Annotated in this window: 20 protein-coding genes, 2 tRNA genes and 1 pseudogene; 9 read left to right on the forward strand and 14 right to left on the reverse strand. The window is 68.9% G+C overall.

Features of this window, described 5'->3' with window-relative positions:
• Positions 1-29 precede the first annotated feature (29 nt).
• The 5 genes from FGX59_RS25365 to FGX59_RS25385 all read right to left on the reverse strand — a co-directional run bounded on the left by FGX59_RS25365 (position 30) and on the right by FGX59_RS25385 (position 5,592).
• Positions 30-1,511, reverse strand: a complete 1,482-nt coding sequence (locus FGX59_RS25365) for an aldehyde dehydrogenase (RefSeq protein WP_171060823.1) — start codon at positions 1,509-1,511, stop codon at positions 30-32.
• Complete coding sequence (locus FGX59_RS25370; protein ID WP_138469926.1) at positions 1,511-2,185, reverse strand: DUF1028 domain-containing protein; 675 nt, start codon at positions 2,183-2,185, stop codon at positions 1,511-1,513. The genes FGX59_RS25365 and FGX59_RS25370 overlap by 1 nt, the downstream gene beginning before the upstream one ends.
• A 14-nt stretch (positions 2,186-2,199) precedes the next feature.
• Positions 2,200-2,613 (reverse strand): RidA family protein, encoded by a 414-nt coding sequence (locus tag FGX59_RS25375; protein ID WP_138469927.1) that lies wholly within the window; start codon positions 2,611-2,613, stop codon positions 2,200-2,202.
• A gap of 21 nt (positions 2,614-2,634) precedes the next feature.
• Positions 2,635-3,903: an NAD(P)/FAD-dependent oxidoreductase gene (locus FGX59_RS25380; protein ID WP_138469928.1), complete on the reverse strand. Its 1,269-nt coding sequence runs from the start codon at positions 3,901-3,903 to the stop codon at positions 2,635-2,637.
• Positions 3,904-4,002: 99 nt separating this feature from the next.
• A complete protein-coding gene (locus FGX59_RS25385; RefSeq protein ID WP_138469929.1) occupies positions 4,003-5,592 on the reverse strand; it encodes a GMC family oxidoreductase in 1,590 nt (529 codons plus the stop codon).
• 286 nt (positions 5,593-5,878) lie between these two features.
• Between FGX59_RS25385 and FGX59_RS25390 the strand changes: the two genes are divergently transcribed.
• From FGX59_RS25390 to rpmB, 4 genes are all read left to right on the forward strand, one after another.
• A complete protein-coding gene (locus FGX59_RS25390; RefSeq protein ID WP_138469930.1) occupies positions 5,879-6,724 on the forward strand; it encodes a class I SAM-dependent methyltransferase in 846 nt (281 codons plus the stop codon).
• 82 nt (positions 6,725-6,806) lie between these two features.
• Positions 6,807-9,092: a ribonuclease R gene (gene rnr, locus FGX59_RS25395; protein WP_138469931.1), complete on the forward strand. Its 2,286-nt coding sequence runs from the start codon at positions 6,807-6,809 to the stop codon at positions 9,090-9,092.
• A 1,213-nt stretch (positions 9,093-10,305) separates the two neighbouring features.
• Entirely contained in the window at positions 10,306-11,595 is a 1,290-nt protein-coding gene (locus FGX59_RS25400; RefSeq protein ID WP_138469932.1) for a lytic murein transglycosylase, read from the forward strand.
• Positions 11,596-11,759: 164 nt separating this feature from the next.
• Positions 11,760-12,050 carry a 50S ribosomal protein L28 gene (gene rpmB / locus FGX59_RS25405; RefSeq protein ID WP_138469933.1) on the forward strand — a complete coding sequence of 97 codons (291 nt, stop codon included), beginning with the start codon at positions 11,760-11,762 and terminating at the stop codon, positions 12,048-12,050.
• A 134-nt stretch (positions 12,051-12,184) separates the two neighbouring features.
• On the opposite strand, the gene FGX59_RS25410 is transcribed toward rpmB, so the two are convergent.
• The gene (locus FGX59_RS25410) at positions 12,185-13,291 is read right to left on the reverse strand and encodes a mannitol dehydrogenase family protein (protein WP_138469934.1); all 1,107 of its coding nucleotides are present in this window, start codon (positions 13,289-13,291) and stop codon (positions 12,185-12,187) included.
• Positions 13,292-13,380: 89 nt separating this feature from the next.
• On the opposite strand from FGX59_RS25410, the gene FGX59_RS25415 reads away from it, so the two are divergent.
• A complete protein-coding gene (locus FGX59_RS25415) occupies positions 13,381-14,265 on the forward strand; it encodes a GntR family transcriptional regulator (protein WP_138469935.1) in 885 nt (294 codons plus the stop codon).
• Positions 14,266-14,274: 9 nt separating this feature from the next.
• Here the strand turns inward: FGX59_RS25415 and FGX59_RS25420 are convergent, their stop codons facing one another.
• Entirely contained in the window at positions 14,275-15,417 is a 1,143-nt protein-coding gene (locus FGX59_RS25420) for a lytic murein transglycosylase (protein WP_138469936.1), read from the reverse strand.
• A 245-nt stretch (positions 15,418-15,662) separates the two neighbouring features.
• On the opposite strand from FGX59_RS25420, the gene FGX59_RS25425 reads away from it, so the two are divergent.
• Positions 15,663-16,508, forward strand: coding sequence for a GH25 family lysozyme (locus FGX59_RS25425; RefSeq protein ID WP_240722698.1), 846 nt, complete (start codon positions 15,663-15,665; stop codon positions 16,506-16,508).
• 60 nt (positions 16,509-16,568) lie between these two features.
• Here FGX59_RS25425 and FGX59_RS25430 read toward each other — a convergent pair whose 3' ends face one another.
• Both FGX59_RS25430 and FGX59_RS25435 read right to left on the reverse strand, forming a co-directional pair.
• Positions 16,569-17,804 (reverse strand): calcium-binding protein, encoded by a 1,236-nt coding sequence (locus FGX59_RS25430; protein ID WP_138469937.1) that lies wholly within the window; start codon positions 17,802-17,804, stop codon positions 16,569-16,571.
• Positions 17,805-17,807: 3 nt separating this feature from the next.
• Positions 17,808-18,068, reverse strand: a complete 261-nt coding sequence (locus FGX59_RS25435; RefSeq protein ID WP_138469938.1) for a hypothetical protein — start codon at positions 18,066-18,068, stop codon at positions 17,808-17,810.
• Positions 18,069-19,046: 978 nt separating this feature from the next.
• Between FGX59_RS25435 and FGX59_RS25440 the strand changes: the two are divergent.
• Positions 19,047-20,413 (forward strand): annotated as a pseudogene (locus FGX59_RS25440) (transposase); the annotation flags it as partial.
• A 195-nt stretch (positions 20,414-20,608) separates the two neighbouring features.
• Positions 20,609-20,682: transfer RNA gene (locus FGX59_RS25445), tRNA-Cys, on the forward strand.
• Here the strand turns inward: FGX59_RS25445 and FGX59_RS25450 are convergent.
• The 4 genes from FGX59_RS25450 to uvrB all read right to left on the reverse strand — a co-directional run bounded on the left by FGX59_RS25450 (position 20,670) and on the right by uvrB (position 24,890).
• Entirely contained in the window at positions 20,670-21,758 is a 1,089-nt protein-coding gene (locus tag FGX59_RS25450; protein WP_240722700.1) for a tyrosine-type recombinase/integrase, read from the reverse strand. The two genes, FGX59_RS25445 and FGX59_RS25450, sit on opposite strands and share 13 nt — an antisense overlap.
• A gap of 174 nt (positions 21,759-21,932) precedes the next feature.
• The gene (locus FGX59_RS25460) at positions 21,933-22,238 is read right to left on the reverse strand and encodes a helix-turn-helix domain-containing protein (protein WP_138469941.1); all 306 of its coding nucleotides are present in this window, start codon (positions 22,236-22,238) and stop codon (positions 21,933-21,935) included.
• Positions 22,239-22,524: 286 nt separating this feature from the next.
• A tRNA-Ala gene (locus FGX59_RS25465) sits at positions 22,525-22,600 on the reverse strand.
• A 91-nt stretch (positions 22,601-22,691) separates the two neighbouring features.
• Entirely contained in the window at positions 22,692-24,890 is a 2,199-nt protein-coding gene (uvrB, locus tag FGX59_RS25470; RefSeq protein WP_138469942.1) for an excinuclease ABC subunit UvrB, read from the reverse strand.
• A gap of 463 nt (positions 24,891-25,353) precedes the next feature.
• On the opposite strand from uvrB, the gene FGX59_RS25475 reads away from it, so the two are divergent.
• Positions 25,354-25,665 (forward strand): ETC complex I subunit, encoded by a 312-nt coding sequence (locus FGX59_RS25475; RefSeq protein ID WP_138469943.1) that lies wholly within the window; start codon positions 25,354-25,356, stop codon positions 25,663-25,665.
• A gap of 197 nt (positions 25,666-25,862) precedes the next feature.
• On the opposite strand, the gene FGX59_RS25480 is transcribed toward FGX59_RS25475, so the two are convergent.
• Entirely contained in the window at positions 25,863-26,162 is a 300-nt protein-coding gene (locus FGX59_RS25480) for a 3'-5' exonuclease (RefSeq protein ID WP_255471641.1), read from the reverse strand.
• Between the last annotated feature and the right edge of the window lie 93 nt (positions 26,163-26,255).

Raw genomic sequence — 26,255 nt, forward strand, 5'->3', positions numbered from 1 at the left:
GCACGGGACGCTGGAAGGTCAATACCGGCTTAGTACTTGATCCAGACCGTTTTCAGGGCGCTGTACTTGTCGAAGGAGTGGATCGACAGGTCGCGGCCGAAGCCCGACTGCTTCATCCCGCCGAAGGGCGTCAGCGCCGAGAGCGCGTCGACCGTGTTGACCGAGACCGTCCCGGCATGGATGCGGTCCGAGATGTCCATCGCGCGGCTGAGGTCGCGGGTCCAGACCGAGGCGGCCAGGCCGTAGACCGTGTCATTGGCGATTTCCACCGCCTCGTCATCGCTGGCGAAGGTCTGCACCGTCAGCACCGGGCCGAAGATCTCGTCGCGGGCGATCGCCGCGTCGCGCGGCACGTCGGCGAAGATCGTCGGGCGGATATAGGCGTCCGAGCCGCCGATCGCGACGCGCTCGCCCCCGGTCACGAGGCGCGCGGTGGCGCGGCCGGTCTCCAGGAAGCCCGCGACGCGGGCGGCGTGCCCGGCATCGACCATGGCGCCCATCTGCGTCTCGGGGTCGAGCGGATCGCCCTGGCGGATTGCCTCGGCCTTCTCCTTCAGCCGGGCGATCATCTCCCCGGCGATGCTCTCATGCACCAGCAGGCGCGAATTGGCTGAGCAGACCTCGCCCTGGTTGAAGAAGATGCCGAAGGCGGCCATCTCGGCGGCCTTGTCCAGATCGGCATCCGCAAAGACCAGGTTCGGGCTCTTGCCGCCGGTTTCCAGCCAGACCTGCTTCATGTTGCTCTCGCCGGCATAGCGCTGGAACATCTTGCCGACCTCGGTGGAGCCGGTGAAGACGAGGCAGTCGACATCCATGTGCCGCCCCAGCGCCTGGCCGGCATCCTCGCCGAAGCCCGGCACCACGTTCAGCACGCCGTCGGGCAGCCCCGCCTCCTTCGCCAGCTCGGCAAGGCGCAGCGCCGAAAGCGGCGACTGCTCGGCGGGCTTCAGCACGACCGAGTTCCCGGCGGCGAGCGCGGGCGCCAGCTTCCAGGTCGCCATGTCGAGCGGGAAGTTCCAGGGCACCACCGCGCCGATCACGCCCAGCGGCACGCGCCGGATCAGCGCCAGGTCGCGCCCGCCGGTGGGGGCGACCTCGTCATAGAGCTTGTCGATGGCCTCTGCATGCCACTGGAAGAAATAGGCGGAGCCCGGAACGTCGACATTCACGGTCTCGGAGATCGGCTTGCCCATGTCGAGCGTGTCGGTCAGCGCGAGCTCTTCCAGGGTCCCGCGGATGAGCTCGGCGAGCTTGAGGAGCACCTCCTTGCGCTCGCCCGGGGTCTTCTGCGACCAGCGGCCGTCCTCGAAGGCGGCGCGGGCGGATCTGACGGCCAGGTCGATATCCTCGGCGCCGCCGCGCGCGACCTCGGCCAGCACCTTGCCGGTGGCCGGGTTCACGCTGGCGAAGGTCGCGCCGGAGAGGGCCGGGCGGAAGCCGCCGTCGATCCACAGGCCGGTGCGGAATTCCATCGCCTCCGCGGCGGCCAGGTAATGGGCGTGGCTCTGCATCATTCGTCTCCGGGCACGCCGTAGGAGGGCGCGTCGGTGGGGTTCAGCGCGCGGGTGACATAGGCCTCGGCCTGGGGCTTGTAGACCTCCCAGGCGGCGGCGATCGCGGCGATGGGGCAGTCCTCGGTCCAGTCGCAGCGCAGCTCGGCATAGGGCCAGGCCTGTTTGTCGACGACGAGCAGCCCGGCGGAATGCACGGGGCCTGCCTCGCCGCCCGCGGCAAGGCCCGCCTGCATCGCCGCGACCAGCCGGTCGCCGAGCGCGCCCGGCGCGGCCTCGAAGGCGGCGATCATGGCGGCGGGCACGCCGTCATTGGCCAGGAGGTTGCCCCCCGCGGCGCAATCCGTGCCCTCGGCCGCGGTCCAGATGCCAAGCGCATTGCCGCCCGAATGGACATGCGTCCCGCCATTGACGTCGACGGCCAGAAGCTGGCGGTAGTCGGGGAAGGCGTCCTTCTCCGCGGCCAGCGTCACCGCGGCCTCGGCGGTCAGGCCCTCGGCGAGGCGGTCGAGGATGAAGGGCCCGAGCGCGGGATTGGTCACGTTCTGCGAAGCGGCCGCGCCCGTGCCCGCCCGGGCAAAGGCGCAGCGCGCGGCGACAGCCGGGGAGGAAGACGAGATCGCCACCCCGAACTGTCCGGTCTCGGCGCAGCGCGCCACGATGGAGAAGGTCATGCCCTGCCTTTCGCTCAGTCCGGGATCACGGCGGTGGCGTCGATCTCGACCAGCCACTCGGGACGCGCCAGCGCGACGACGACGAGGCCGGTGCAGACCGGGTGCACACCTTTGATGTACTCGCCCATGGTGCGGTAGACCGCCTCGCGGTGGCGGACATCGGTGAGATAGACGACGAGCTTGCACAGATGGCCCATCTCGCCGCCGGCCTCCTCGATCAGCTGGCGGATGTTCTGCATGACCTTGTGGGTCTGCTCCACCGGGTCGTGGCTGTCGATGTTCTTTGCGGTGTCCAGATCCTGCGGGCACTGGCCGCGCAGGAAGATGGTGGTGCCGCGGGCGGTGACGCCCTGCGCCAGGTCGTTGTCGAGCCGCTGCTCGGGATAGGTGTCCTTGGTGTTGAACGGACGGATGCGGGTATGGGCCACGTGGGGTCTCCGGGTCTTCTGTCAGGCGGTTTCGGTGGCGCGGGCGGGCTCGTAGGCGAGATAGCCCTGCTGCTTGGAGATATGGTCGGCGATCGCCCCGGCATCGTGCCACACGCCCCAGATGAAGGACGAGCCGCGGCGGGTCTGCCAGGGCAGGCCGAGGAAGTAGATGCCGGGCTCGGCCACGCAGACGCCGCGCTCATGCGCGGGGCGGCCGTCGTCGCCGGTCGCGGCAGGCGGCAGCCAGCTGTAGTCCTGGCTGAAGCCGGTGGCCCAGATGATCGCGCCGATGCCCTCGGCGGCGAGATCGAGCGACAGGACAGGATCGGTCACGCAGGCCGGATCGGGCAGGATCTCGTGCGCCTCGGGCTCCTCGGGCAGGTGCAGCCCGTTGCGGGCGACGAAGTCGTCGGCCTCGCGCAGCACGGCCAGGTAGTTGGCATCGCCATAGGCCAGGCTCTCGGCCAGGTCGGGGGTGAAGCCGAGCCTGCCGTCCTCGTAGCGGTCGGCCTTGCCCAGAAGCGTCACGCCCTGCTGTGCCAGGCGGCGGAAATCGACCGTCTGGCCGCCATGGACGCCGCTGGCGGCGAAGGTGACATGCTCGGCGCCCGGGCGGGTGGCCATGTCCCATTTGTTCAGCACGCCCAGCCACCAGACGAAATCGCGGTCGCGGTAGCGCCGCGGCGGGCGGTCATGCGGGCCGACGGCGAGGAAGACCTTGCGCCCGGCCTCCATCAGCTCCTGCGCGATCTGCGCGCCCGAGGCGCCGGCGCCGACGACCAGAACCGCGCCCTCGGGCAGCGCGCCGGGATTGCGGTACTGCGCCGAATGCATCTGCGCGATCCCAGCCTCTTCGGGGACGATGGCGGGGATCACCGGCTTCTGGAACGGGCCGGTCGCGGCGACGACATGCCCGGCCTCGACCGTGCCCTCGGAGGTCTCGACGCGGAAGCCCGCGCGGCCCTCGAGCGGCGTCACCGAGGTGACGTCCACGCCGCAGCGCACCGGCGCGCCGATCTTCGAGGCGTAGCGGGCGAAATAGTCGGCGATCTCCTCCTTCGGCACGAAGGCGTCCGGAGAGTGCCCCTCGAACTCCATGCCCGGGAAGCGGTCATGCCAGGCCGGGCCGTTCGCGACCAGCGAATCCCAGCGCTCCGAGCGCCAGCGCTCGGCGATGCGCGCGCGCTCCAGCACCAGATGCGGGATGCCCATCCGGCCCAGATGCTCGCTCATCGCGATGCCTGCCTGTCCGGCGCCGACCACCAGCACCTCTGTCTTCTCAACCGGCATGTTCCTGTCCTTCTGCGGGGAGTACCTGTCCGCCTACCTGCTGCCCGAGGGTCAGCGGCGGGAAAAGCAAAACCTCTGTCACCCTTGCTTAGCCCTTGCCTAAGCGGCGAGGATCGCGCGGGCGCAGCGCTCGCCGATCATCATGCTGGGCACGTTCGTGTTGCCGCCGATCAGCGTCGGCATGACCGAGCTGTCGGCGACGCGCAGCCCGTCGATGCCCTGCACGCGGAGCCCTTCGGGCTCGACCACGGCCAGCGGATCGGTGCCCATCTTGCAGGTGCCGACCGGGTGGTAGACCGTCAGCGCCTCGGCGCGGAGATAGGCTAGGATCTCGTCGTCGGTCGAGACGTCCGGGCCGGGCAGCATCTCGGGGCCGCGAATCGGCTCGAAGACGGGGGCGGCGAGGATGCTGCGGGCGATCTTGATGCCCTCGACCAGGGTGGCGGCATCCTCGGGCGCGGTGAAGAAGCGGTGGTCGATCTCGGCCGCGCCATCGGCGCCCAGCCGGATCTCGCCCACGGATTTCGGCCGCAGCACGCAGGTATGGATCGCGTAGCCATGGCCGTACTCGACCAGCCGCCCGCGATGGCTGCGGTAGCCGGGGACGAAATGGAACTGGATGTCGGGCTCGGCCCCGGCGAATCTGGTGCGGGCGAAGCCGCCGGCCTCAACGTAGTTGGTCGTCAGCATGCCCTTGCGCGCCAGCAGCCACTGGAAGGGCGCGGCGATCATCGAGGGCAGGTTCTGCACCGAAAGCCCCAGCGTCATCGGCGAGGCCGAGCGCACGGTGATCATGCCGTCGACATGGTCGCGCAGGTTCTGGCCGACGCCGGACAGGTCATGGGCAACCTCGACGCCCGCGGCCTTCAGCATCGCGCCCGGCCCGATGCCCGAACGCATCAGCAGCGCGGGCGAGCCGATCGCCCCGGCGGCCAGGATCACCTCGCGGGTTGCGCGGATCTCGCGCTCGCCCTCGGGGCCCGCGACCACGACGCCGGCGGCGCGGCGGTCCTCGAGGATCAGCCGCCGGGTTTCCGTGGCCGGAAGGACCGTCAGGTTCGGGCGGTGCATGGCCGGCTTCAGGAAGGCGCGGAAGGACGACCAGCGCTTGCCGTCATGCTGGGTGACATTGTAGATGCCGACCCCCTCCTGGGTGCCCGCGTTGAAATCGGTGTTCTCGGCCAGCCCGGCGGCGCGCCCGGCCTTCACGAAGACCTCCGAGACCGGGTTGGGGTCGCGGGCGCGGTCGACATAGAGCTCGCCCTCGGTGCCGTGCCAGTCGGGCGACTGGCCGAGCATGTTCTTCTCCAGCGACTTGAAGACCGGCAGCACGTCGTCCCAGGCCCAGCCCTTGCAGCCGAGCGCGGCCCATTCGTCGTAATCCGAGCAGGCGCCGCGGATGAACACCATCGAGTTGATCGTCGAGGAGCCGCCGAGCGCCTTGCCGCGGTTCACCGGGATGCGGCGGCCGTCGAGCTCGGGCTGCGGGGTGCCGACATAGGCGTAGTCGTATTTCGGGTTGCCGTAGAGCGAGAGGATCCCGGCAGGGACCTGGACATTCGGCGCGGATTCGCTGCCGCCGCCCTCGATCACGCAGACCGTGGCGCCCCCGGCCGAAAGCCGGTTGGCGATCACGCAGCCCGCCGATCCCGCGCCGATGATGATGTAGTCGTAGGTGTCAGCCGTCATGCCCGTCTCCGCTTGCCGCTCGGCCGGAGCGGAGCCGAGCCGGGCCGGGGCCGACAGTATGTTTTGGCTTTGCAGCGCGTCGGATTTTCCGAACTGCCGTCGGAGGTCTCGCAAGTATCTGGGAATAAATGGATTTCCGACATGCCTGCGCCGCTCCGCCGACAGGCGCTGGGCGTCTTGGTGAATTTTTGCACAGCCTGCCCGGGGTTTCGGCAGAGCGCAAAGCCCGGGCAGGGGCTCGACGGGGCGGCGGGCCGGGGCTAGCGTCCGCGCCGGAGGTGCGGGCATGAGCGACGCGAACCGGGCGCAGGACGCCTTCTGGAACAAGGGGCCGGGACAGCGCTGGGCGGAGTTCCAGCCCGATCTGGATCTGCTCCATGGCGATGTCACGCGGCTGCTGCTGGAGGCGGCGGCGCCGCTTGCCGGGCTGCGGGTGCTCGATCTGGGCTGCGGCGCGGGGGCCTCGTCGCTGGCGGCGGCAGAGGCGGCCGGGCCGGACGGCAGGGTGGCGGGCTGCGACTTCTCCCATGTGCTCCTCGAGCGCGCCGCGGCGCGGGCGGCGGAGGCCGGGGCGGCGACGCTCTCCTTCTTCCATGCCGATGCGCAGGAGGACGACCTGGGCGGGCCCTGGGATCTGGCGATCTCGCGCTTCGGCCTGATGTTCTTCGCCGATCCGGTGGCGGCCTTCGCCAATATCCGCCGCCATCTGGTGCCGGGCGGGCGGCTGGTCTTCGCCGCCTGGGCGGAGGCCGCGGACAATCCCTGGTTCGACCTGCCGCGCCGCGCCGCGGCCGCGCGGCTGGGCGCGGCGGCGCCCGAGCCGCCCGGCGCGCCCGGGCCGATGGCCTTCGCCGATTCCGCCCGGGTCTGCGGCCTGCTCGGCGAGGCGGGGTTCGCCGCCGCCGCGGCCGAGCGGGTGCCCGCGGTCATGTCCCATCCCGGCGGGGTGGCGGCGGTGCTGGGGATCCTGCCCTTCATCGGCCCGGTCGGCGGGCGGATGCGCGAGGCCGGCGGCAGCGCGGCGGATCTGCAGGCGATCCTGGACGAGGTCGCCCGCGGCTTCGCCCGCTGGGACGGGCCCGGCGGGCTGCGGCTTCCCGCGGAAATCCTGCTCTATTCCGCCCGCGCCTGAGGAACGGGCGCAGGCGGCAGGGCGGCGCGCCCGGCCTGCGCTTTCCCGTGACGCCGTCGTGGGGCCGTGATAAGCGCGAGTCATGACCCGTATTCCGACGAAGGAAGAGGTCCTTGCCTGGATCTCCGACAACCCCGCACTCAGTTCCAAGCGCGACATCGCCAAGGCCTTCGGCCTGAAGGGCGCCGCGCGCGTGGAGCTGAAAGCGGTCCTCAAATCTCTCGAGGCCGAAGGCCATCTGGAGAAGCGCCGCAAGAGCTACCGCGACCCCGAACGCCTGCCGCCGGTCTCCATCCTGCTGGTGGAAGAGCCCGATATCGACGGCGATCTGTTCGGCCGCCCGCTGGAATGGCAGGGCGAGGGGCCCGAGCCGCGCGTGCTGATCCGGCCGCGCCTCAACGATCCGGCGCTGGGGCCGGGCGAGCGCATCCTGGCGCGCGTGACCAAGGTCGAGGGCGAGGACCACGCCTATACCGCGCGGCTGGTGCGCCGCATCGGCCACAATCCCCACCGCATCCTGGGGCTCTACCGCAAGACCGCCGAGGGCGGGCGGATCGTGCCGATCGACAAGAAGTCGGACCGCGAATGGCGGGTGCCGCCGGGCGCCAGCCACGGCGCGAAGGACGGCGAGCTGGTCGAGGCCGAGCAGTCCGGGCCGCGCGTCCGCATGGGCCTGCCCTCGGCGCGGATTATCACCCGGCTGGGCGATCCCAGCCAGCCGAAGGCGGTGTCGCTGATCGCGATCCACCAGCACGGCATTCCCGACGATTTCCCCGATGCGGTGATCGCCGAGGCCGACAAGGCCAAGCCGGTCGGGCTCTCGGGGCGCGAGGATCTGCGCGACCTGCCGCTGGTGACGATCGACCCGGCCGATGCGCGCGACCATGACGACGCGGTCCATGCCGCCCCCGACGAGGATCCGGGCAATCCCGGCGGCCATGTCGTCTGGGTCGCCATCGCCGATGTCGCCGCCTATGTCCGCCCCGGCAGCGATCTGGACCGCGAGGCGCGCAAGCGCGGCAACTCCACCTATTTCCCCGACCGCGTCGTGCCGATGCTGCCCGACCGGCTTTCGGGGGACCTGTGCTCGCTGCACGAGGGCGTCGCGCGCCCGGTGATCGCGCTGAGGATGGTCTTCGACGCCGAGGGCAGCAAGCGCGGGCACAGCTTCCACCGCGCGCTGATGCGCTCGGCCGCCTCGCTGACCTACGAGGAGGCGCAGGCCGTCGCCAATGGCGAACCCTCCTCGGAGCGCGCCGAGATGCTGGCCGAGACGGTGATCCGGCCGCTCTTCGACGCCTATGCCGCCTGCGCGAAGGCGCGCGACCGGCGCCAGCCGCTGGAGCTGGACCTGCCCGAGCGGCGCATCCAGCTCTCGGAAGAGGGCAAGGTGACCTCGGTGGCCTTCCGCGACCGGCTGGACGCGCACCGGCTGATCGAGGAATTCATGGTCATGGCCAATGTCTGCGCGGCCGAGACCCTGACCGCCAAGCGGCAGCCGCTGCTCTTCCGCATCCACGAGGAACCCAGTCCCGACAAGCTGGAGGCGCTGCGCGAGACCGCGACTGCCTCGGGCCTCGTGCTGGCCAAGGGGCAGGTGCTGAAGACCGCGCATCTCAACCGGCTGCTGCAGCAGGCCGCCGGGACCGACCAGGCGGAGCTGATCAACCTCACGACGCTGCGCTCAATGACCCAGGCCTATTACAGCCCGGTCAATCTGGGCCATTTCGGCCTGGCGCTGCGGGCCTATGCGCATTTCACCTCGCCGATCCGCCGCTATGCCGACCTCGTCGTGCACCGCGCGCTGATCGCGGCGCATGGCTGGGGGGCGGACGGGCTGACGCCGGAGGAAGAGGAGCTGCTGGAGAAGACCGCGCAGCATATCTCGGATACCGAACGCCGCTCGATGGCAGCCGAGCGCGACACGACCGACCGCTATCTCGCGGCCTTCCTCAGCGAGCGGCTGGGCGCCGAGATGACCGGCCGGATCGCCGGGGTCGCCAAGTTCGGCCTCTTCGTGAAGCTCGACGAGTCGGGCGCCGACGGGCTGGTGCCGGTCCGCACGCTGGGCCACGAGTTCTTCCATCACGACCCGGCGACGCAGACGCTGATGGGCTCGGAGACCGGCCGGGTCTTCTCGACCGGCCAGCGCGCGCTGGTGAAGCTGCAGGAGACCGAGCCGGTCACCGGCGGCGTGCTGCTCGAGCTGCTCGAGGTCGAGGGCGAGGAGGTGACCCGCACCGGCGCCCGCCGCGCCCCGCCCTATGGCCGCAAGGCGCCGAAGGGCAAGGGACCGAAGCGCAAGCCGGGCTTCCGCGCGGCTCCGGGCGGCACGGGCCGCAAGGTGACGCGCAGCCGCCGGAAGTGACCCCGCCAGGGGGCAGGGCCGCCCGCCGGCCCGGCCCCTCGGGCGTCCTTCGGCAGGGAGGCCGGCCGGTGGGCCGGGGGCCTCTGCCGCGCAGGTTTCGTCTGTCCGGGCGCCTCCGGCAGGGGGCTGAAAAAGCGTGTCCCGCGACAGAGGCCGGGCGAATCCGGAGAGACTGTCCCGGAGGCGGCCACGCTTGCCCTCCTCTTGGAGCGGCTCCAGCTGCGTGCAGGACGGTTTCCACTAATTTGACGTCTCGGCATCCTGTCAGGGGCGGTCCCAGAGCTGTCGCCCGTGCAGTGGCCGCATGGGGCGTGCTCGGCGCGCGGCAGGCCTGCCGCGCGGGTCGGAGACAGGCGGCGTGCTTCGCCATCATGACCTGCCAGCGCGACCCGCCGGGCCATGGCCTGTCCCGCTTCGGGGGCGGACGTCGCGTGCCGCCATCTCGGGACGCGCTGGCGAGCGGCACTTGAGCCCGGCGCGCTGCGCGGGATGCATCCGGTCCGGTCCGGGACGTTGGACGCACATCGGGCGCGCGGGCTGGCCGCATTCGCCGGGCCTGGCGTTTCGCTGGCCAATGGCAGAGGCGGTGCGATCGGGGATTTCCCGGGTGTCGGCAGGAGATCCGTCCTCGCTCCGCCCGGACGGCTGGTCCGCCCGCAGGGGCGCACTCCATCCCGTCATGAGGCGCTGCGTTCGGCGCCGGGGAGGGCGGGAGCGACCCGGGCGGGGAGGGCGCATCGGGCGGCAAGGGTCCGGAGAATGCCCGGCCCGGCCGCGGCCAAATCGCCGCCGGACCGGACATCCTCCGGGTCTTCCGAAATGATTTCCGCCCCCCCCGGAGCGGGGGATGCACCGGTCTGGCCTCAAGCTGCCTCGGGAAGGGACAGGCGAGGGGACCATCCACGGCACGGGCGAAAAGGGATTGATGAAATAACTTCGTCATGAAAGCGGGAAAGCCGCCTTGCGCCAGCTCCGGACAGGGCGGGGCGGACCCGCCATCCCGGTGCTGCATGACGCTGATCGCACGCCCTCGGTTAAGGCAAGGTTTCGCCAGGCAAATAATTTTCCTCGCATTTTCCGGATCGTGGCGGCGGCCGGGGACTCTATCCGTGGCGGCCGAATTGCGGTAATCTGTCCCGAAAAGCCAAGACCAAGACCAAGACCAAGACCAAGAACATAACGAGAAGAGCAGTCTCAGAGCAGGAGTAAGGCCATGGCAGCCAGGATAATGGCTCTCGCCTATGCAGGTATATTCTCGATTCTCCCGGTTCTCGCGCCCGCCCATGCCGCCGAAGGGCCCGCGGTCACGCGCGCGATGAGCCCCTCGCCGCGCCCTCTGGCGCGCCCGGGCGATGTCGCGCTGCCGGTCGTGCCGGCCGTCGCCAATAGCGGCTTCGCCCGCTGGCTCAGCGGCTTCCGCAGCCGCGCCCTGGCGCAGGGCATCTCGGCGCGGACCTTCGACCGGGCCTTCGCCGGGGTCGAATACGATGCCGACGTGATCTCGCGCGACCGCAACCAGGCGGAATTCTCCCGCAACCTGTGGGACTATCTCGACAGCGCCGTCTCCGAGACCCGCATCCGCAACGGCCGCGCGGCGCTGGATTCGCAGGCGCTGGTGCTTGACCGGATCGAGGCGAAATACGGTGTCGACAAGGAGGTCGTGGTGGCGATCTGGGGGCTGGAAAGCGCCTATGGCAGCTATCGCGGCTCGACCCAGATCGTCCCGGCCCTGGCGACGCTGGCCTATGACGGGCGCCGCGGCGCCTTCTTCGAGGAGCAGCTCGTCGCCGCGCTGCGCATCCTGCAGGCCGGGGATACCGATCCGCGCCACATGACCGGCAGCTGGGCCGGCGCGATGGGCCATACCCAGTTCATGCCGACCTCCTTCCTGGAATACGCGGTGGATTTCACCGGCGACGGGCGGCGGGACATCTGGTCGGACGATCCCTCGGACGCGCTGGCCTCGACCGCGGCCTACCTGGCGCGGTTCGGCTGGGTAAAGGGACGTCCCTGGGGCGTCGAGGTGCAGCTGCCGAAGGGCTTCGACTATGCCCATGCCGGGCATGACACCAAGCGCCCGGTCGCCGACTGGACGGCGGCCGGCGTGCGCGGCATGGACGGCCGCCCGGTGGCCGATAACGGCAAGGCGGCGATCCTCTTGCCCGCGGGCGCGCGCGGCCCGGCCTTCATGATCTTCCAGAACTTCAACGTGATCGAGCGCTACAACGCCGCCGATTCCTACGTGCTGGCGGTCGGCCACCTGTCGGACCGGCTGAAGGGCGGCGGGCCGTTCCAGCGCGACTGGCCGCGCGGCGACCGGGCGCTCCTCTCGGCGGAGAAGAAGGAGCTGCAGACCCGGCTGACCGCGGCGGGATACTCCACCCAGGGCGTCGACGGGCGCATCGGGCCGAACACGATCGACGCGATCCGGGCCTACCAGGTGGCGCGCGGGCTGACGCCGGACGGCTATCCCAGCGCGGACCTGCTGGAGCATCTGCGCTGACGCAGGGGCGGGGCGGGAGGGGCGCGCCTTTGCACTTGACCTTCCCCGAGACTCCCCATAAGACACCGCAACTCAGGCGGCGCGGTCTCATCCCGCGCTCCTTTCCGTTATAAACCTACGCCATGCTGCTTGTCGTATGGCTGACACCAGACGAGGATACCCCCATGTCGCGCCGTTGCGAACTGACCGGTAAGGGCCCGATGGTTGGCAACAATGTCAGCCACGCCAACAACAAGACCAAGCGTCGCTTTCTGCCGAACCTGAATGACGTCACCCTGATCTCCGACACGCTCGGCCGCTCGTTCAAGCTGCGGATCTCCGCATCTGCGCTGCGCTCGGTCGACCACCGCGGCGGTCTGGACGCGTTCCTGGCGAAAGCCAAGGACGAAGAGCTGTCCGTGAACGCTCTGAAGATCAAGAAGGACATCGCCAAGGCGCAGGCCGCCACGGCCTGATCCGGCGACAGGCCCGCATCAGCGGGCCGCCAGTCATCACGAAGCGCGCGACGGGGCCCTGTCGCGCGTTTTTCGTTTTCGGGCAGGCTTTTTCCGGGGGCTTGCCGGACGGGCGGTCCCGTCCGGCGGCAGGCTCAGGCCGGGACCGGCGCGGCGCAGATGGCGTCGAGCACCGGCGCGGCGAAGCCCGGCTCCACCTCGCGCACCCAGGAGAGGAAGGCGCTGATGCGCCGCTCGGTCTTCTGCGGATGGTTCTGGGCGATATCGGCGATGCGGTGGTCGAGGAAGGGATTGGCGAAGCGCTCCAGCGTGGTCGCCAGATAGGCCTCTGCCTCCGTCTCCATGCCGCGCAGGGCGAAGCCCGGCAGCACCTCTTCGGCCATCACCGCCTTCAGCCGCGCGCCGACCGGCCCCGCCAGCAGGTCGCGCACGATGGCATCCGGATCGGCCCCGGCCTCCTGCCAGAAGGCGACCATGGCGGTATGGCCGAGATTGAGGATGTGCAGTTTCAGCCGCTCGATCGTCTCGAGCTTTTCCACCACCTGCACCGAAGGGTGGTCGACCGGCGCGGCCAGTCCCGGCTGCGCCTCGATCGCCCAGAGCGCATAGGGTTCGGCCACCGCGCCCACCGGGTCGAGCGGCGCCGAGACGATGCGGTCGACCAGGCTGTTCACCCAGAGGCAGCCGCCGAGCCAGCCGGTCAGCGCGGGATCCGCGCCCTGCTGGGCCGCGATCTCCAGCACGCGGGCCTTCAGTACGTGGCCGTTGTCGGGGATCAGCTCCATCGGGAAGATGGCCAGCGGCGGCCGCCCGGCCGCCTGGCGGGCCTTCAGCAGATGGAAGAGCTTCGCGGGATAGCTCATCGCCTGTTCCGGGGCGGGGGCGGTGTCGGCGGGCTTCGGATCGTAGCCCGAGTCGCCGGTATTCGACAGGATCGCCTCTGCCTCGCCGGTGACGATGCGCGACAGCTCCTCCCAGTCGCTGGCGGTCGAGAGCGTGCGCTTGACCGAGGTGACGCGGCGCTCCTCGTCGACGACCTGGCCGTCCTGCATGCCGCGGATCAGCACCGGATAGCCCGCCGGGTCGGCCAGCGCGCCCAGCCGCCCGGCGCGGGACGGGTCGCCCGAGCTCTGCACCACGGTGATCGCGCCCGCCGGGCGGCCTTCGGAGAAGAACAGGTCGGCATGCGCCTGCAGGAAGCGCGACGTTCCGAACTGGACGATGGGGGTGGTGACGGGCATGAGGGTCCTCGCAATCTGGCAGTATGTTCGTCTTTTATTTATAAAGTACCAAACCGGGAAGCGCCTGTCTCGGGGAAAGGAGCGCGGCAATGTCGCGGGGCAAGCAGACCTTCCGCACCGGGGTGAACCGGATGCTCGACCTCCTGGCGGGGCTGGCGCCGGGCACGGCGCTCGGCTCCGAGCAGGAGCTTTCGGCCGGGCTCGGGCTCAGCCGGACGACGGTGCGGGGCATTCTGGCGCATCTGGCGGAGGCGGGGGTGATTGCCTGGGACGGGCGCGACAAGCGGCTCCTGCGGGCGCCGCTGGACGCGGACCGGCTGGAGGAGGCGCCGGATCCGGGGGCGGCCTTCGGCGCGCGCTTCCTCGGCTGGATCCTCGAGGGCGACGTGCCGCCCGGCACCGCGATCAACGAGAGCGAGCTGGCGAGGCGCTTTGGCGTGCCGGTGGCGACGGTGCGCGACTACCTGATCCGCTTCGAGCCGATGGGGCTGATCGCCAAGGAGCCGAACCGGCACTGGCGGCTGAAGGGCTTTACCCGCGCCTTCGCCGCCGAGATGTTCGACATGCGCGAGCTGATCGAGATGACGGCGATGCGGGCACTGGCCGCCGAAGCGCAGGGGCCCGCGCGGCAGCGGATCGCGGCGCTGGCCGAGGCGCATCGCGCGATGCTGGCGGGTCCGGAGGCGGGGCTGGCGGGGTTTCCGGCGCTCGATGCCGCCTTCCATGCGCTGGTCTGCGAGGCGGCGGGGAACCGGTTCTTCGACGAGTTCATGCAGCGGATCTCGATCATCGTCCACTACCACTACCAGTGGCGCAAGCATGACGAATTCGCCCGCAACCGCGGCGCGGCGGCCGAGCACCTGGCAGTGCTCGACGCCATCCTTGCAGGGCGGGGCGAGGAGGCGGTCCGGCTCTTCGCCGCCCATCTCGCCACCGCGCGGGAGAACCTGCTGCGCTCGGTCGCCTGGGACTGAGCGGCCGGGTCAGCCCAGCATCGCCAGCAGCGACTGCGACGGCTCGCCGGTGACCGGCAGGCCGCGGCTGCGCTGGAAGGCCGAGATCGCCTCCTGGCTCTTCGGGCCGAGCACGCCGTCGACCCCGCCGGTGTCGTAGCCCGCCCGGGTCAGCCGCGCCTGCAGCGCGATCCGGTCATCCTTGGTCAGCCCGTAGCGGTCGGGCGGGAAGGGCGTGCGCAGCGGCCCTCCGCCGGCGATCCGGTCGGCGAGATGCCCGACGCCGATCGCGTAGGAATCCGAGTTGTTGTAGCGCTTGATGACGCTGAAGTTCTTCGTCACGGCAAAGCGGGGCCCGCCCGGCTGCGGCTGGATCAGGCTGCCCGCGGGCGTGCCGCCGAGATATTCCTCGCCCCAGGGCAGGCCGCGCACCCAGCCATGGCGCGACAGGTAGGCGGCCGTCGAGGCCAGCGCGTCCGAAGGGTCCTCCGACCAGATGTCGCGCCGCCCGTCGCCGGTGAAATCGACCGCATAGGCGAGGAAGGAGGTCGGCATGAACTGGGTGTGGCCCATCGCGCCGGCCCAGCTGCCGGTCATCCGCTCCGGCGGGACGTCCCCGGCCTGCAGGATCTTCAGCGCGGCGATTAGCTGGCTCTCGAAGAAGGCGCCGCGGCGGCCGTGATAGGCGAGGGTGGAGGTGGCCGAGATCACCGGGATATTGCCGCGCCGCTCGCCGTAGAAGCTCTCCAGCCCCCAGATCGCGCAGATGATATGCGGATCGACCCCGTAGCGCGATTCCAGCGCCGAGAAGGTGGAGCGGTGGCGCGCGAAGGCCGCGCGGCCCTTCGAGACGCGCTCGTCCGAGGCGGCGATCGCCAGGTAGTCCTCCAGCGTGCGGGTGAATTCGGTCTGGTTGCTGTCGCGCTTGATGACGCCGGGCAGGTAGCCCGCCCCCTGGAAGGCGCGGCGCAGCGTGGCCTCGGAGATGCCCTTCGCCTGGGCGCGGCCGCGGAAGCCCGACACCCAGGCGTCATAGCCCGCGTTGCGCGTCGGCATCATCTCCGGATCGAGTGCCGCCGAGGCGCCGGGCCCCCGCGTCACCGCCTGGCTGCTGCAGCCCGCGAGCCCGAGCGCGATGGCGCCCAGCCCGAAATCTCTCCTCGTGAATAGCATTCTTCCTGCCTGTTCTGCCTGATTTGCGGTTTGCCTGTGCCTATCAGAGTAAGGCTTCGGCGGCGGCAGGCAATGCGCGCCGCCGCCGGGATCCCGGAAATTCGGCGATTTCCGCCCATGGGGTGCGACGGCATCGCCGGGGCAGCGAAATTCGCCTCTGCGGCGGCGGGCGAAGCTGTTAACGATAGGGTGAATCCGGCCGGTGCGCAGAGGCGCCGGTCCCATTCGAGACCATGGAGAACCGAATGTCTCACCCGATGGCGCGCCCGCGCGCCGGAACTGCCGTCCTTGCACTGGCGCTTCTCCTTTTATCCGCCTGCGGGGGCGGGCGCGACGCGCCGCGCTCCCCGCTGGGCACGCCAAGCCAGCTGCATCCCGCCGATCACCGCGCCGAGGGCATCCCGACCCAGTTCGGCGACATCCGCCCGCATGAATGGAGCTACATGGCGCCGTCGCGCTACAGCGTCCACGGGATCGACGCCTCGCGCTACCAGGGGCAGATCGACTTCCACGCGGCGCGGTCCTCGGGGATCTCCTTCGCCTGGCTGAAGGCGACCGAAGGGGGCGACCATGCCGATCCGGCCTTCGAGCTGAACGCGCCGCGGGCGCGGGCCGCGGGCGTGCCGGTGGGCGCGTACCATTTCTACTATTTCTGCCGCACCGCGCGCGAGCAGGCGAAATGGTTCATCCAGAACGTGCCGCGCCGTGCGGGCGACCTGCCGCCGGTGCTCGACATGGAGTGGAACCACCAGTCGAAGACCTGCCCCTACAAGCCCGATCCGCAGACCGTGCGCTCGGAGATGCAGACCTTCCTGCAGATTGTCGGCAGTCACTACGGCACGGTGCCGGTGGTCTACACGACGCCGGATTTCTACGACCATAACGGGCTCGAGGCGGTGACGGGGGCGGAGTTCTGGCTGCGCTCGACCGCGGCGCATCCCTCCGAGCGCTATCCGGGCAAGAGCTGGTCCTTCTGGCAGTATACCGGCACCGGCGTGGTCTACGGGGTCGGCGGCAAGGTCGACCTCAACGCCTTCGCCGGCAACCGCGCGAGCTGGGAGCGCTGGCTCGAGGCCCGGGTCCAGCGCTGAGCACAGTCTTCCTGCCCCGCGCCCAGGGCGGCGGGGCAGGGGCGTCCGCCGGGCGGCGCGTCAGAGGATGAAGTCCCCGGCATCGAGTCCGGTGATGCCGCGCAGGCGGATCTCGCCATCGGCAATGCCGTCGCCATCGGTGTCCATCTGCACGATGGCATGCACGCCCGCCTGCAGCTTGTAGCGCAGCTCCATTCCGCCCGAGGCGGTGAAGGCGCCGGTCCCGAGGAAGGCGAAGCTCTCCTGCTCGATCCCGCCGAGGTCGATCAGGTCGGTGCCGCGCTGGAAATCGGCCAGCACGTCGCGCGCCGCCCCGGTTCCGGCTTCGGCGGCATTGTTCCAGACGAAGATGTCGGCATTCTGCTGGCCGTAGAGAACGTCGGTGCCGAGTCCGCCGGTGATCGTGTCGTTGCCGCTGCCCCCGACCACCGTGTCGTCGTCGTCGCCGCCATCGAGGAAATCGTCGCCCAGATCGCCGCGCAGCGCGTCGCCGCCCTCCCAGCCGCAGATCTCGTCTTTGCCGCCCTTGCCGCGCATGTCATTGGCGATCTCCGAGCCGATCAGCAGGTTGTCCCCAGCATTGCCGTTGACGACGGCCGTGCTGCTATCCGCGACGGCGGTCGCATCGGCGCTGCCGCGCAGCGAGATCTCCTCGAAGCCGGTGGCATAGAGCGCATCGTCCCAGGACAGGAGCGTGTCGATGCCGGTGCCGCCCGCGACCACGGCCTCGGTCTCGTCGATCAGGACGATGTCGTCATCGCCCCCGGCATCGAGCGGGCCCAGCAGCATGCCGCCGCGGCCGTCGAAGCGGTCACTGCCGCTGCCGAGAGAGACCGTCCCCATGCTCCCGCTGTTGCGGACGACGTCATCGACGCTGCCGGTATCCACATTGCCGACGGCACCGCCGTCATTGACCAGCGTGTCCTGGCCACTGCCCATCAGCAGGCCGTCCATGTCGCCGGAATTCAGGACGTAGTCGCTTCCCGAATTGGTGCGCGCCAGCCCGTCGATGCTGCCGGTATTCTCGATCCGGTCGTCGGCGCTGCTGGAATAGATGGAGAAATGGGTGATCGAGCTTTCGCCCACGGCCGAGAGCAGGCCGGAATTGTGCAGCGTGAGCGTGCCGGTGGTGACATAGACCGGTGCCGGGGCGGCGATCCGGCCGTCATTGGCGATGCGCACGTCGCCGCTGGCGCCCGGCGTCGCGTAGATGCCGTAGTAGTTGCGGCTGAAGGTCGTGCCGTCATTGAAGACGAAGAAGCTGCTGCTGCCCGCGCCGGTCAGCAGCACCGCCATGCCTTAGGCGTAGATCTCGCCGGCAGTCTCCAGGTAGTCGTCGCCGGTCATGGTGATCCGGAGCGCATAGCCGGTCAGCGCCGAGACGCTGCCGTTCCGGCCGATCATGCCGAGGGCGTGCGTGCCGTCGATCTCGATCGCGTCATCCGTGCTGGAATAGACCGAGCCCTCGATCATGAAGTTGGCATTGCCGGTGCCGGAGATGGCCGTGCCGGTCGTGGCCAGGGCGCCGTTCGGGCCGACATGGACCTCTTCGCCACTCACCAATGTTCTCGCGGTCGTGCTTGCGCCGTTCAGGACGAACTTGTCATGCCGAGTACTTCCCTCACGCGAAATCCGCCCGGACCCCCCGTCCGGCACGGCTGCCAGGGCCGGGCATGCGCCCGCCTGGCCGGTTGAAATTTCCCTTTGGTTCCTGGCGGGACCCCAATGGCTCTGCGGCCGGAACCGCACTCGCGCCCTCCGAAGGCACCGGCCGGACCGGCACGTTTCAGTTTGCCCCTGCGACCTTATTGGGCCGGTTCCGCCGGTCAAAGCCTTTCGGCGTGCAAGGCAAGGGAGCTTTGTCGCGGCGCGTTCTTCCGTCCCGGGCCGGGGCCGTCCCTGTCGGCGTCCCTGTCCGCAGCGCGACCGCCTGCCCGGCCTCCGGCCCCGCAATCCATGCCATCCGCGAGGCGCCCGGCTCCGCACCAGAGGGACGTCCCCGCCGCTGGCCCCGCTCCGCTTCCCCTGCCTGCAATGGCGGCCTGGCGTTGGGTGCCGGGCAGCGGGCTGCCTGCGGTTTCGGTTGGCCGCGGCCAGAGAAGTCCGGCTTCTTTCAAGCCCGTGGCCCGCGCTGATTGGCATTGCGGCAGAAGAGGGATGCTCCGCACCTGGCCAGGGCAGGCCGTGCCTGGCGAGCCTTTCCTCCGCCGCTTCCGGCGTAGCTCCGGCCGCGCCCTCGGTCCTGGCCTGCCGGGGCGCGCCCTTGGCTGCGGCGGCCAGCGCCGGAGAGCGCGCGTCGAGCGGTCTGTTCCGGCTCCCTTCCAGCGCGGCGGCGGCCGGCTTCGCGCGCAGCCACCGATCGCGTCCCGGGGCGCGGTGCAGCTGGCGTAGGCGATCGCGCGTGCCGACAGGGTCGGGGTGCTGAGCCAAGCTGAGCCAGGGGATGCCGCCGATGGTCAGACCGGTGATGAGGCCCGCACGCTCGCACAGAGCGGGGGCGGCGCCCGCCGCCGGTCCGAGGGCCGCGCCCCGGGCGGCGATGTACTTCGCGAGATGGTCGGGTTCGCCGCGGAACGGCCGATGGAATTGGAGAGCCCGTCAATCGATCCGGCGGACCAATGGCATCGGGAAGGAGAGCGGCGCCAGGACTGGTGCGGTGTGCGGCGCGAAGAGCTGCAGCCGGATCGCGCAACGCAAGGGCTGTCGCGACCGGGACGGGCAGGCCCGTGCCGGCAGCGTCGCGTTGCGCCTTCCGCGTCTCCGGACCGGTTCCTGCTTCCCGCCCTTTCTCGAGCCACGGCGCTCGGTGGAAAAGGCGCTGGCCGGCATGATCCGGGAGGCCTGCGTTCATGGCGGCCGGACGTCTTCGATGGATGATCTGATTCAGGCGACGGGCGGGACCGTCATCTCGAGGAGCCAGGTCAGCCGCCTGCGCGGGGAACGGGTCATTTTCCGCCTTAGGTCCGAGGACGATTGCGAGCCGCGAACGCGTCGATGCCGTCCTGGCACGGCCGATCGAAGGCGCATTGCCCTCCGGCGGGGAAAGCCTCCCCCGGAGCCTTTCCTCTTCCGCCCCGGCTCATGGATCGGCGCCACCTCCCTCAATGTGCGGGAGGGCGGGCGCACCGTCCGCGTCGCGGTTACGCTGGCAGTGGGCGCGAACAGCTTGCCAGCGAAGGCGCCATCGGTCCGAGCCCGATGGCGGACGGTTCGAGGTCCCGGGCATGGCAATCGGCGCGTGCGGGGTAGGGCCGTTCCGGGTCGTGCACGGGGCTTTCGCCACACCACTGGCGTCACGGTTCCCATTCACTCCTCTGCGATCTCGTGGGCCCCGTGGCCTCGGCGGCGTGAAGCTGGCGATCTCCGGCGCGCATGAGGGCATCAAGGCGGCCGAGGCACGCGTGCCCTCCGCCCCCTGGCAGCGCTGTGGCGTGCATTTCTAGCGCAATGCCCTGGCTCATGCCGGGAAGAGCAGCCGCAGGGTGGTTTCGGCTTTCATCGCCACCGCCTTCGACCAACCCGGCCGCGCTGCCGCCAGGGCCCAATGGCGCCTCGCCGCTGACCAGATGCGCCCGAAGCGCGCCACGCTCATGGACACGGCAAAGGAGGACATCCCGGCCCCGGCCCGGCACCGGACCAAACTGCGCAGGACGAACCGCTCGTGCGCCCGGATGGCGAGATCGCGCGGCGCGCCGATGCCGGTCGCGTTGGTCGGGAAATCTATCCCCCGGAAAGTTTCCTGATCTTCCCAATTTCCCGACGAGGCCTCGATCCGGCGCCTCGTCGGAGCCATCCAGGTGGAGCCGACCGGGCAACGGACAGTGCAGCGCGCCTGATGCATGCCACCGGAAACGCTCGCCCCGGTCTGCCATGGTTTCACCGTCAGCCTGCCGGAAAGGGAGACTGGGCAGCTCGGCCCGCCAGTCAGCGCAGGGCCCGTCGCGAGCTACGCCACAAAGCGGAACGCGATCCTGCCGAAGGGCCGGACATGGCCAGCTTCGCGTGTCGCTGACGGAGGAGAGGAAGTTCCCACATGACCCCTTGCGCTGTTCAAACGACCGTTGTAGAAGCCGCGAACACCACGGCCTTTCAAGGCTCTAGGCGAGTTGGCGGAGTGGTGACGCAGCGGATTGCAAATCCGTGTACAGGAGTTCGATTCTCCTACTCGCCTCCATTATTTTCAATGACATAGCTGCTTCCTGTTCTTATGGGTATCACTGCGGTATCATGTTCTTTGTCTGATCCCCGTTCGTTCCCCGTGTCATTTCGCTTCTCTGCCGCCTGCCGCGCCCGCATGATCTGGCGCGCCTCACCGGCATATTTCCGGACCATCGCGTCGGTCGCGTGGCCACTGAAAGATTTAATCTCGTCGTCAGAGCAGCCCGCCCAGGCCAACTCCTTGATTCCACGATAGCGCAGGGCGTGCAGATCGAACTGCTCCAGTTGCATGCGCCGCCGCGCCCTGAGCATGATCTGCGCCATGTAGCGGTAGCTCATCTTGCCGCCGGTCTGCGTGCGAAGGATCGGGCCCTCCGCGTCACCCTCAAATCGCGCCTGAGCATCGAACAGCGCGGCCTTTAGCTCCGCTGTGCAGGGCAATTGTAGCGCGTAGCCGGTCTTGTTCTGCTGAACCGCCAACGTGTCGCCGTCAAAATCCGACCAAGTGAAATCCACCCAATCCCCGGGCCGCTGCACCGTGCCGACGCCAATCTCGAAGATAAGCCGCTCGGTAACCGTCGCCTTCTCGCGGAAGGTCGCCACTGCCTGATCAGTCCATGGCAGGTGAGCCTGCTTCTTGTCGTCGGGCGTCGGCAAATGGCGAACGCCCTTCGCTGGGTTCTGCGACAGCCAACCAAGATCAATCGCGTGCTCGCACAGGATGACCAGCATTTGCGGGACATAATTGGCAAAGCGGACACGGTGCGCGTTGGCCCGTTGCGCCTTGATGACATCCTGTCGCGACAGCAACTTCACGTCCCGCTCGCCGATCTTCTCTTCAAGGTATGCAAGGACCTTCTCGTAATCTTGACGGGTACGCGGCTTCAGCGATGTCCAGCGATCCGAGACCCGATAATCCTTCATCAAGGCCGACCAGCTGGTCTTGGCCTGCATCCTCTTGCCCGTCAGGATCTCCCAGTATTCAAGATCGAACTCGGGCGTCCCCTCTTGCGCGGAAATCCGATGGTAGCGGCCCTGAACGCGCACATACCAACGACCGCTTGGGTGCCGCCAAAGGAACTTCTTCTTCACCAATCGACGTCCTCCAGCCCTTGCACGGCTTTGCCCGAGACAAAGGCAGAGAGCTCCTCGACGCTCCAGCGTGTCAGGCCCGGTGCCAGCTCTCGCCCACGCGGGACGCTGCCATGGGCGACAAGGCTACGGAATTCGTCGATCCGGACGCTCAGTAGATGTGCTGCGCCTCTCTCAGAGACGACCAATGGGCGAAGGTTGCTCATCAGAGGCCTCCTCGTCGGTCTGATCGTTGCGAAGGGCCTGGACCGTATGCGCATCCAGAAACTCGTTGAGGGCGCTCTCAGGAACGAGGAAGCGGCGCCCCACGCGGACGTGCCGTAGGCGGCGATCACCAAGCAGGGATCGAACATGCCGCACGGACATGGAGCCAGACAGATCATCAAGATCGAAGTCGAACGCAGCCGCGACCTTCTGGGCGTCCTGCCCGAGTATTTCCCGCACATCCGGGTCATTCAGAAGATCCACGACATCGCCCATGACACCCGCATTGACCAGCTGGAACGGCAGAAGATCAGCTTGCCTGCAAGAGCCGCCCGGACGGTGCCGCCGCAGGGCTGGTTCGAGACGTTGATCGAACAGGCGATGGAGTTCCTGGCAAATATCGGAAATACCTACGTAAAAGGGAACCCGCCTCGCAAGGCAGCGGTGCTGGGGACGACAGTGTCGGAGCCATTGCGGCGCAACCGAGAAACCGGCTATCGAACCGCGAAAATCATCCTTCCGTTCAGGGTGTCAGCGGATTTTCTTTCCCGAAAGTGCGATATGGTGGAGCCAAGGGGGATCGAACCCCTGACCTCGTCATTGCGAACGACGCGCTCTCCCAGCTGAGCTATGGCCCCACTGTCGTGATCGATTGATCCCTTTCCCGAGCTAGGTCAAGAGGATCTGCGGGCACGGGCCGCGGCAGGGCGCCGCCCGTGGCGGGATGGGTCACGAGTGCTTCTTGCGGCGCTTCACATTGCCGCCGCGCTGGCCCGGACGCCCGGCCGTCGAGCGGCCCGCGGCCTTGGAAGAGGCCTCCACCGCGTCCTCCACCGCCGATTGCCGGGCCATCGGGTCGTCGTGGACGGCCAGATCCACCGCCTCGAGCCGCTTGACCTCGTCGCGCAGCCGCGCTGCTTCCTCGAATTCCAGGTTCTCGGCCGCCTTGCGCATCTGGTCGCGCAGCGCGTCGAGATGGGCCTGCAGGTTGGCGCCCATCATCGGCTTGTCCACCGTCGCGGTCACGCGGGACATGTCGGTATCGCCGTCATAGAGCCCGGCCAGGACGTCCTCGACATTCTTGCGCACCGTCTCCGGCGTGATGCCGTGCTCCTCGTTATAGGCGATCTGCTTCTCGCGGCGGCGGTTGGTCTCGCGCAGCGCGCGCTCCATCGAGCCGGTGACCTTGTCGGCATACATGATGACCCGCCCGTCGGCATTCCGCGCGGCGCGGCCGATGGTCTGGACCAGCGAGGTCTCGGAGCGCAGGAAGCCCTCCTTGTCGGCGTCGAGGATGGCGACCAGCCCGCATTCGGGGATGTCGAGCCCCTCGCGCAGCAGGTTGATGCCCACCAGCACGTCGAAGGCGCCGAGGCGCAGGTCGCGCAGGATCTCGATCCGCTCGATCGTGTCGATATCCGAATGCATGTAGCGCACGCGGATGCCCTGTTCGTGCAGGTACTCGGTCAGATCCTCGGCCATGCGCTTGGTCAGCACGGTGGCGAGCGTCCGCATGCCCTTGGCCGCGACCTGGCGGATCTCGTCGAGGAGGTCGTCGACCTGGGTGGCGACCTCGCGGATCTCGACCGGCGGGTCGAGAAGGCCGGTCGGGCGGATCACCTGCTCGGTGAAGACGCCGCCGGCCTGCTCCAGCTCCCACGCAGCGGGGGTGGCCGAGACGAAGACCGATTGCGGCCGCATCGCGTCCCATTCCTCGAATTTGAGCGGGCGGTTGTCCATGCAGGAGGGCAGGCGGAAGCCGTGCTCGGCCAGGGTGAATTTCCGACGGTAGTCGCCGCGGTACATGCCGCCGATCTGCGGGACCGAGACATGGGATTCATCGGCGAAGACGATGGCGTTGTCGGGGATGAACTCGAAGAGGGTGGGGGGCGGCTCGCCCGGGGCGCGCCCCGTGAGGTAGCGCGAATAGTTCTCGATGCCGTTGCAGACGCCGGTCGCCTCCAGCATCTCGATGTCGAAATTGGTGCGCTGCTCCAGCCGCTGCGCCTCGAGGAGCTTGCCCTCGCCGACGAGCTGGTCGAGCCGCTGGCGCAGCTCGGCCTTGATGCGGATGACGGCCTGCTGCATCGTCGGGCGCGGCGTGACGTAGTGGGAATTCGCGTAGATCCGGATCTTGTCGAAGCTCTGCGCCTTCTGGCCGGTCAGCGGGTCGAATTCGGTGATCGACTCGAGCTCCTCGCCGAAGAAGCTGAAGCGCCAGGCGCGGTCCTCGAGGTGGGCGGGCCAGACCTCGACCACGTCGCCGCGCACGCGGAAGCTGCCGCGCTGGAAGCCCTGGTCGTTGCGCTTGTACTGCTGGGCCACCAGATCGGCCATGACCTTGCGCTGGTCGTATTCCTCCCCGGCGACCAGATCGACGGTCATCGCCGAGTATGTCTCGACCGAGCCGATGCCGTAGATGCAGGAGACCGAGGCGACGATGATGACGTCGTCGCGCTCCAGCAGCGCCCGGGTGGCCGAGTGGCGCATCCGGTCGATCTGCTCGTTGATCTGGGATTCCTTCTCGATATAGGTGTCCGAGCGCGGCACATAGGCCTCGGGCTGGTAGTAGTCGTAGTAGCTGACGAAGTACTCCACCGCGTTGTCGGGGAAGAAGCCCTTGAACTCGCCGTAGAGCTGGGCGGCCAGCGTCTTGTTATGCGCCAGGATGATCGCCGGGCGCTGCGTCTCCTCGATGATCTTGGCCATGGTATAGGTCTTGCCGGTGCCCGTCGCGCCCAGAAGCACCTGGTTGCGCTCGCCGTCGCGCACCCCCTGCGCAAGCTCGGCAATGGCGGTGGGCTGGTCGCCGGCAGGCTTGAATTCGGTCTTCATCACGAAGGCCTGGCCGCCTTCGAGCTTCTCGCGGCTGCCCGCGGGCATCGGCGCGTGCAGCATCGGCATCTTGTCGGGAGAGTTGTTGTGCATCGGGCAATCCTCGGCGAGTCCCGCCATTATGTGAAGCCGCGCTGCCCCGGGATCAAGCCGGGCCGGGGACGTTGCTGACAGAAGGCGCCCCCATCCGGGGGTGCCGCCCTGCAGATGTGCAACCCTAAGGAGAGTTTCCGCTTGGAGATCCGGCTGACCAAGCGTAAGCTCGTACTTGCAAGCAGACGGGATGGGTGCTGGACGGGACCGTGAACCGCCCACCCCACGCTCCCTCTGGGTCCAGTCGGCATCCGTCCTGCTTGCGGCCCGGTGCGGCTTCCGTGCCGGGCCGCGGCTGTTTGGGCGTCCTTCTCCCGCCAGCTCCTTCGATCTTGCCGTTTCCTTAACCCCCGCCATGCCATCTGCGGGGGCAGGGCTGTGGCATGGCGCTCCACGCGACGGATCCGCCGTTGCCGCGGCGGCGGCGGCGGCCTATAGATCCGGGAGTTTGGCGGAGGACATGATGCGCGCACGAATCTACCAGCCTGCGAAAACCGCGATGCAGTCGGGCCTGGCGAAGACCCGGAGCTGGATCCTCGAATTCCCGTCTGCCTCCTCCCGCGAGGTCGATCCGCTGATGGGCTGGACCTCCTCCTCCGACACGCAGAGCCAGGTGCGGCTGAGCTTCGAGACCAAGGAGGCCGCTCTGGCCTATGCCGAGGCGAACGGCATCGAGGTGCAGATCAGCGACCCGCACAAGCGCAAGCCGAATGTCCGCCCGCGCGGCTATGGCGAGAATTTCGCGCCCGAGCGCCGGGGCGCCTGGACGCACTGATCCTGTGTAAATCGGGGCAAAGTTGTCTCGAAACTGGGGCAAGGATCCCGCGAAGCCAAGCTATGGCCTATATATGGGGCGCCCATTGGGCGCGCTTTCTATATATTGATGTCCTCTTGCTGTCGGCTAGGCTAAGCTGATCTCTCGGACCCAAGGGCGCATCACAATTGTTCCGCCGCTTCACGGTTCACCGGACCTCAATCCTGGTTGGGGGCATGGTCACTGATTAACTTGGTCGGTGTGCCGGACCAAGACACGTGTAGCGCCTTCTTCGCCCGGGTGGCGGCGACATGCAGAAGGGAGCGATACTGGGTGACGATATCTTCGCGGTCAGCCGCATCAACGGCCGATTTCAGGGCACCGGGGGGTGGGAAGACTGACTCGGACAGGAAGGGCATCGCCACGGCGAAGAATTCGAGCCCCTTGGCGCGGTGCATCGTCGTGATCCGGACCCCGGGGACGGACCGATCATCGGCGCCAGCCTGGAGAACCGCCACTGACCTTAGCCCCGACAATCCTCCGAATTAGCGGAGAGTCCGCAAGTTGGATCTTGGGCCTACGCGGCGCGCATTGCCAGCCCCTTCTTTGCC

Origin of the sequence: Poseidonocella sp. HB161398 (assembly GCF_005870025.1) — a bacterium.
Taxonomy (GTDB): domain Bacteria; phylum Pseudomonadota; class Alphaproteobacteria; order Rhodobacterales; family Rhodobacteraceae; genus Mangrovicoccus.

Coding starts and splice junctions, on each gene's coding strand:
- FGX59_RS25365 (WP_171060823.1), bottom strand. CDS start 1,511: ATGCAGAGCCACGCCCATTACCTGGCCGCCGCGGAGGCGATGGAATTC.
- FGX59_RS25370 (WP_138469926.1), bottom strand. CDS start 2,185: ATGACCTTCTCCATCGTGGCGCGCTGCGCCGAGACCGGACAGTTCGGG.
- FGX59_RS25380 (WP_138469928.1), bottom strand. CDS start 3,903: ATGCCGGTTGAGAAGACAGAGGTGCTGGTGGTCGGCGCCGGACAGGCA.
- FGX59_RS25385 (WP_138469929.1), bottom strand. CDS start 5,592: ATGACGGCTGACACCTACGACTACATCATCATCGGCGCGGGATCGGCG.
- FGX59_RS25390 (WP_138469930.1), top strand. CDS start 5,879: ATGAGCGACGCGAACCGGGCGCAGGACGCCTTCTGGAACAAGGGGCCG.
- rnr (WP_138469931.1), top strand. CDS start 6,807: ATGACCCGTATTCCGACGAAGGAAGAGGTCCTTGCCTGGATCTCCGAC.
- FGX59_RS25400 (WP_138469932.1), top strand. CDS start 10,306: ATGGCAGCCAGGATAATGGCTCTCGCCTATGCAGGTATATTCTCGATT.
- rpmB (WP_138469933.1), top strand. CDS start 11,760: ATGTCGCGCCGTTGCGAACTGACCGGTAAGGGCCCGATGGTTGGCAAC.
- FGX59_RS25410 (WP_138469934.1), bottom strand. CDS start 13,291: ATGCCCGTCACCACCCCCATCGTCCAGTTCGGAACGTCGCGCTTCCTG.
- FGX59_RS25415 (WP_138469935.1), top strand. CDS start 13,381: ATGTCGCGGGGCAAGCAGACCTTCCGCACCGGGGTGAACCGGATGCTC.
- FGX59_RS25420 (WP_138469936.1), bottom strand. CDS start 15,417: ATGCTATTCACGAGGAGAGATTTCGGGCTGGGCGCCATCGCGCTCGGG.
- FGX59_RS25425 (WP_240722698.1), top strand. CDS start 15,663: ATGTCTCACCCGATGGCGCGCCCGCGCGCCGGAACTGCCGTCCTTGCA.
- FGX59_RS25430 (WP_138469937.1), bottom strand. CDS start 17,804: ATGGCGGTGCTGCTGACCGGCGCGGGCAGCAGCAGCTTCTTCGTCTTC.
- FGX59_RS25460 (WP_138469941.1), bottom strand. CDS start 22,238: ATGGGCGATGTCGTGGATCTTCTGAATGACCCGGATGTGCGGGAAATA.
- uvrB (WP_138469942.1), bottom strand. CDS start 24,890: ATGCACAACAACTCTCCCGACAAGATGCCGATGCTGCACGCGCCGATG.
- FGX59_RS25475 (WP_138469943.1), top strand. CDS start 25,354: ATGCGCGCACGAATCTACCAGCCTGCGAAAACCGCGATGCAGTCGGGC.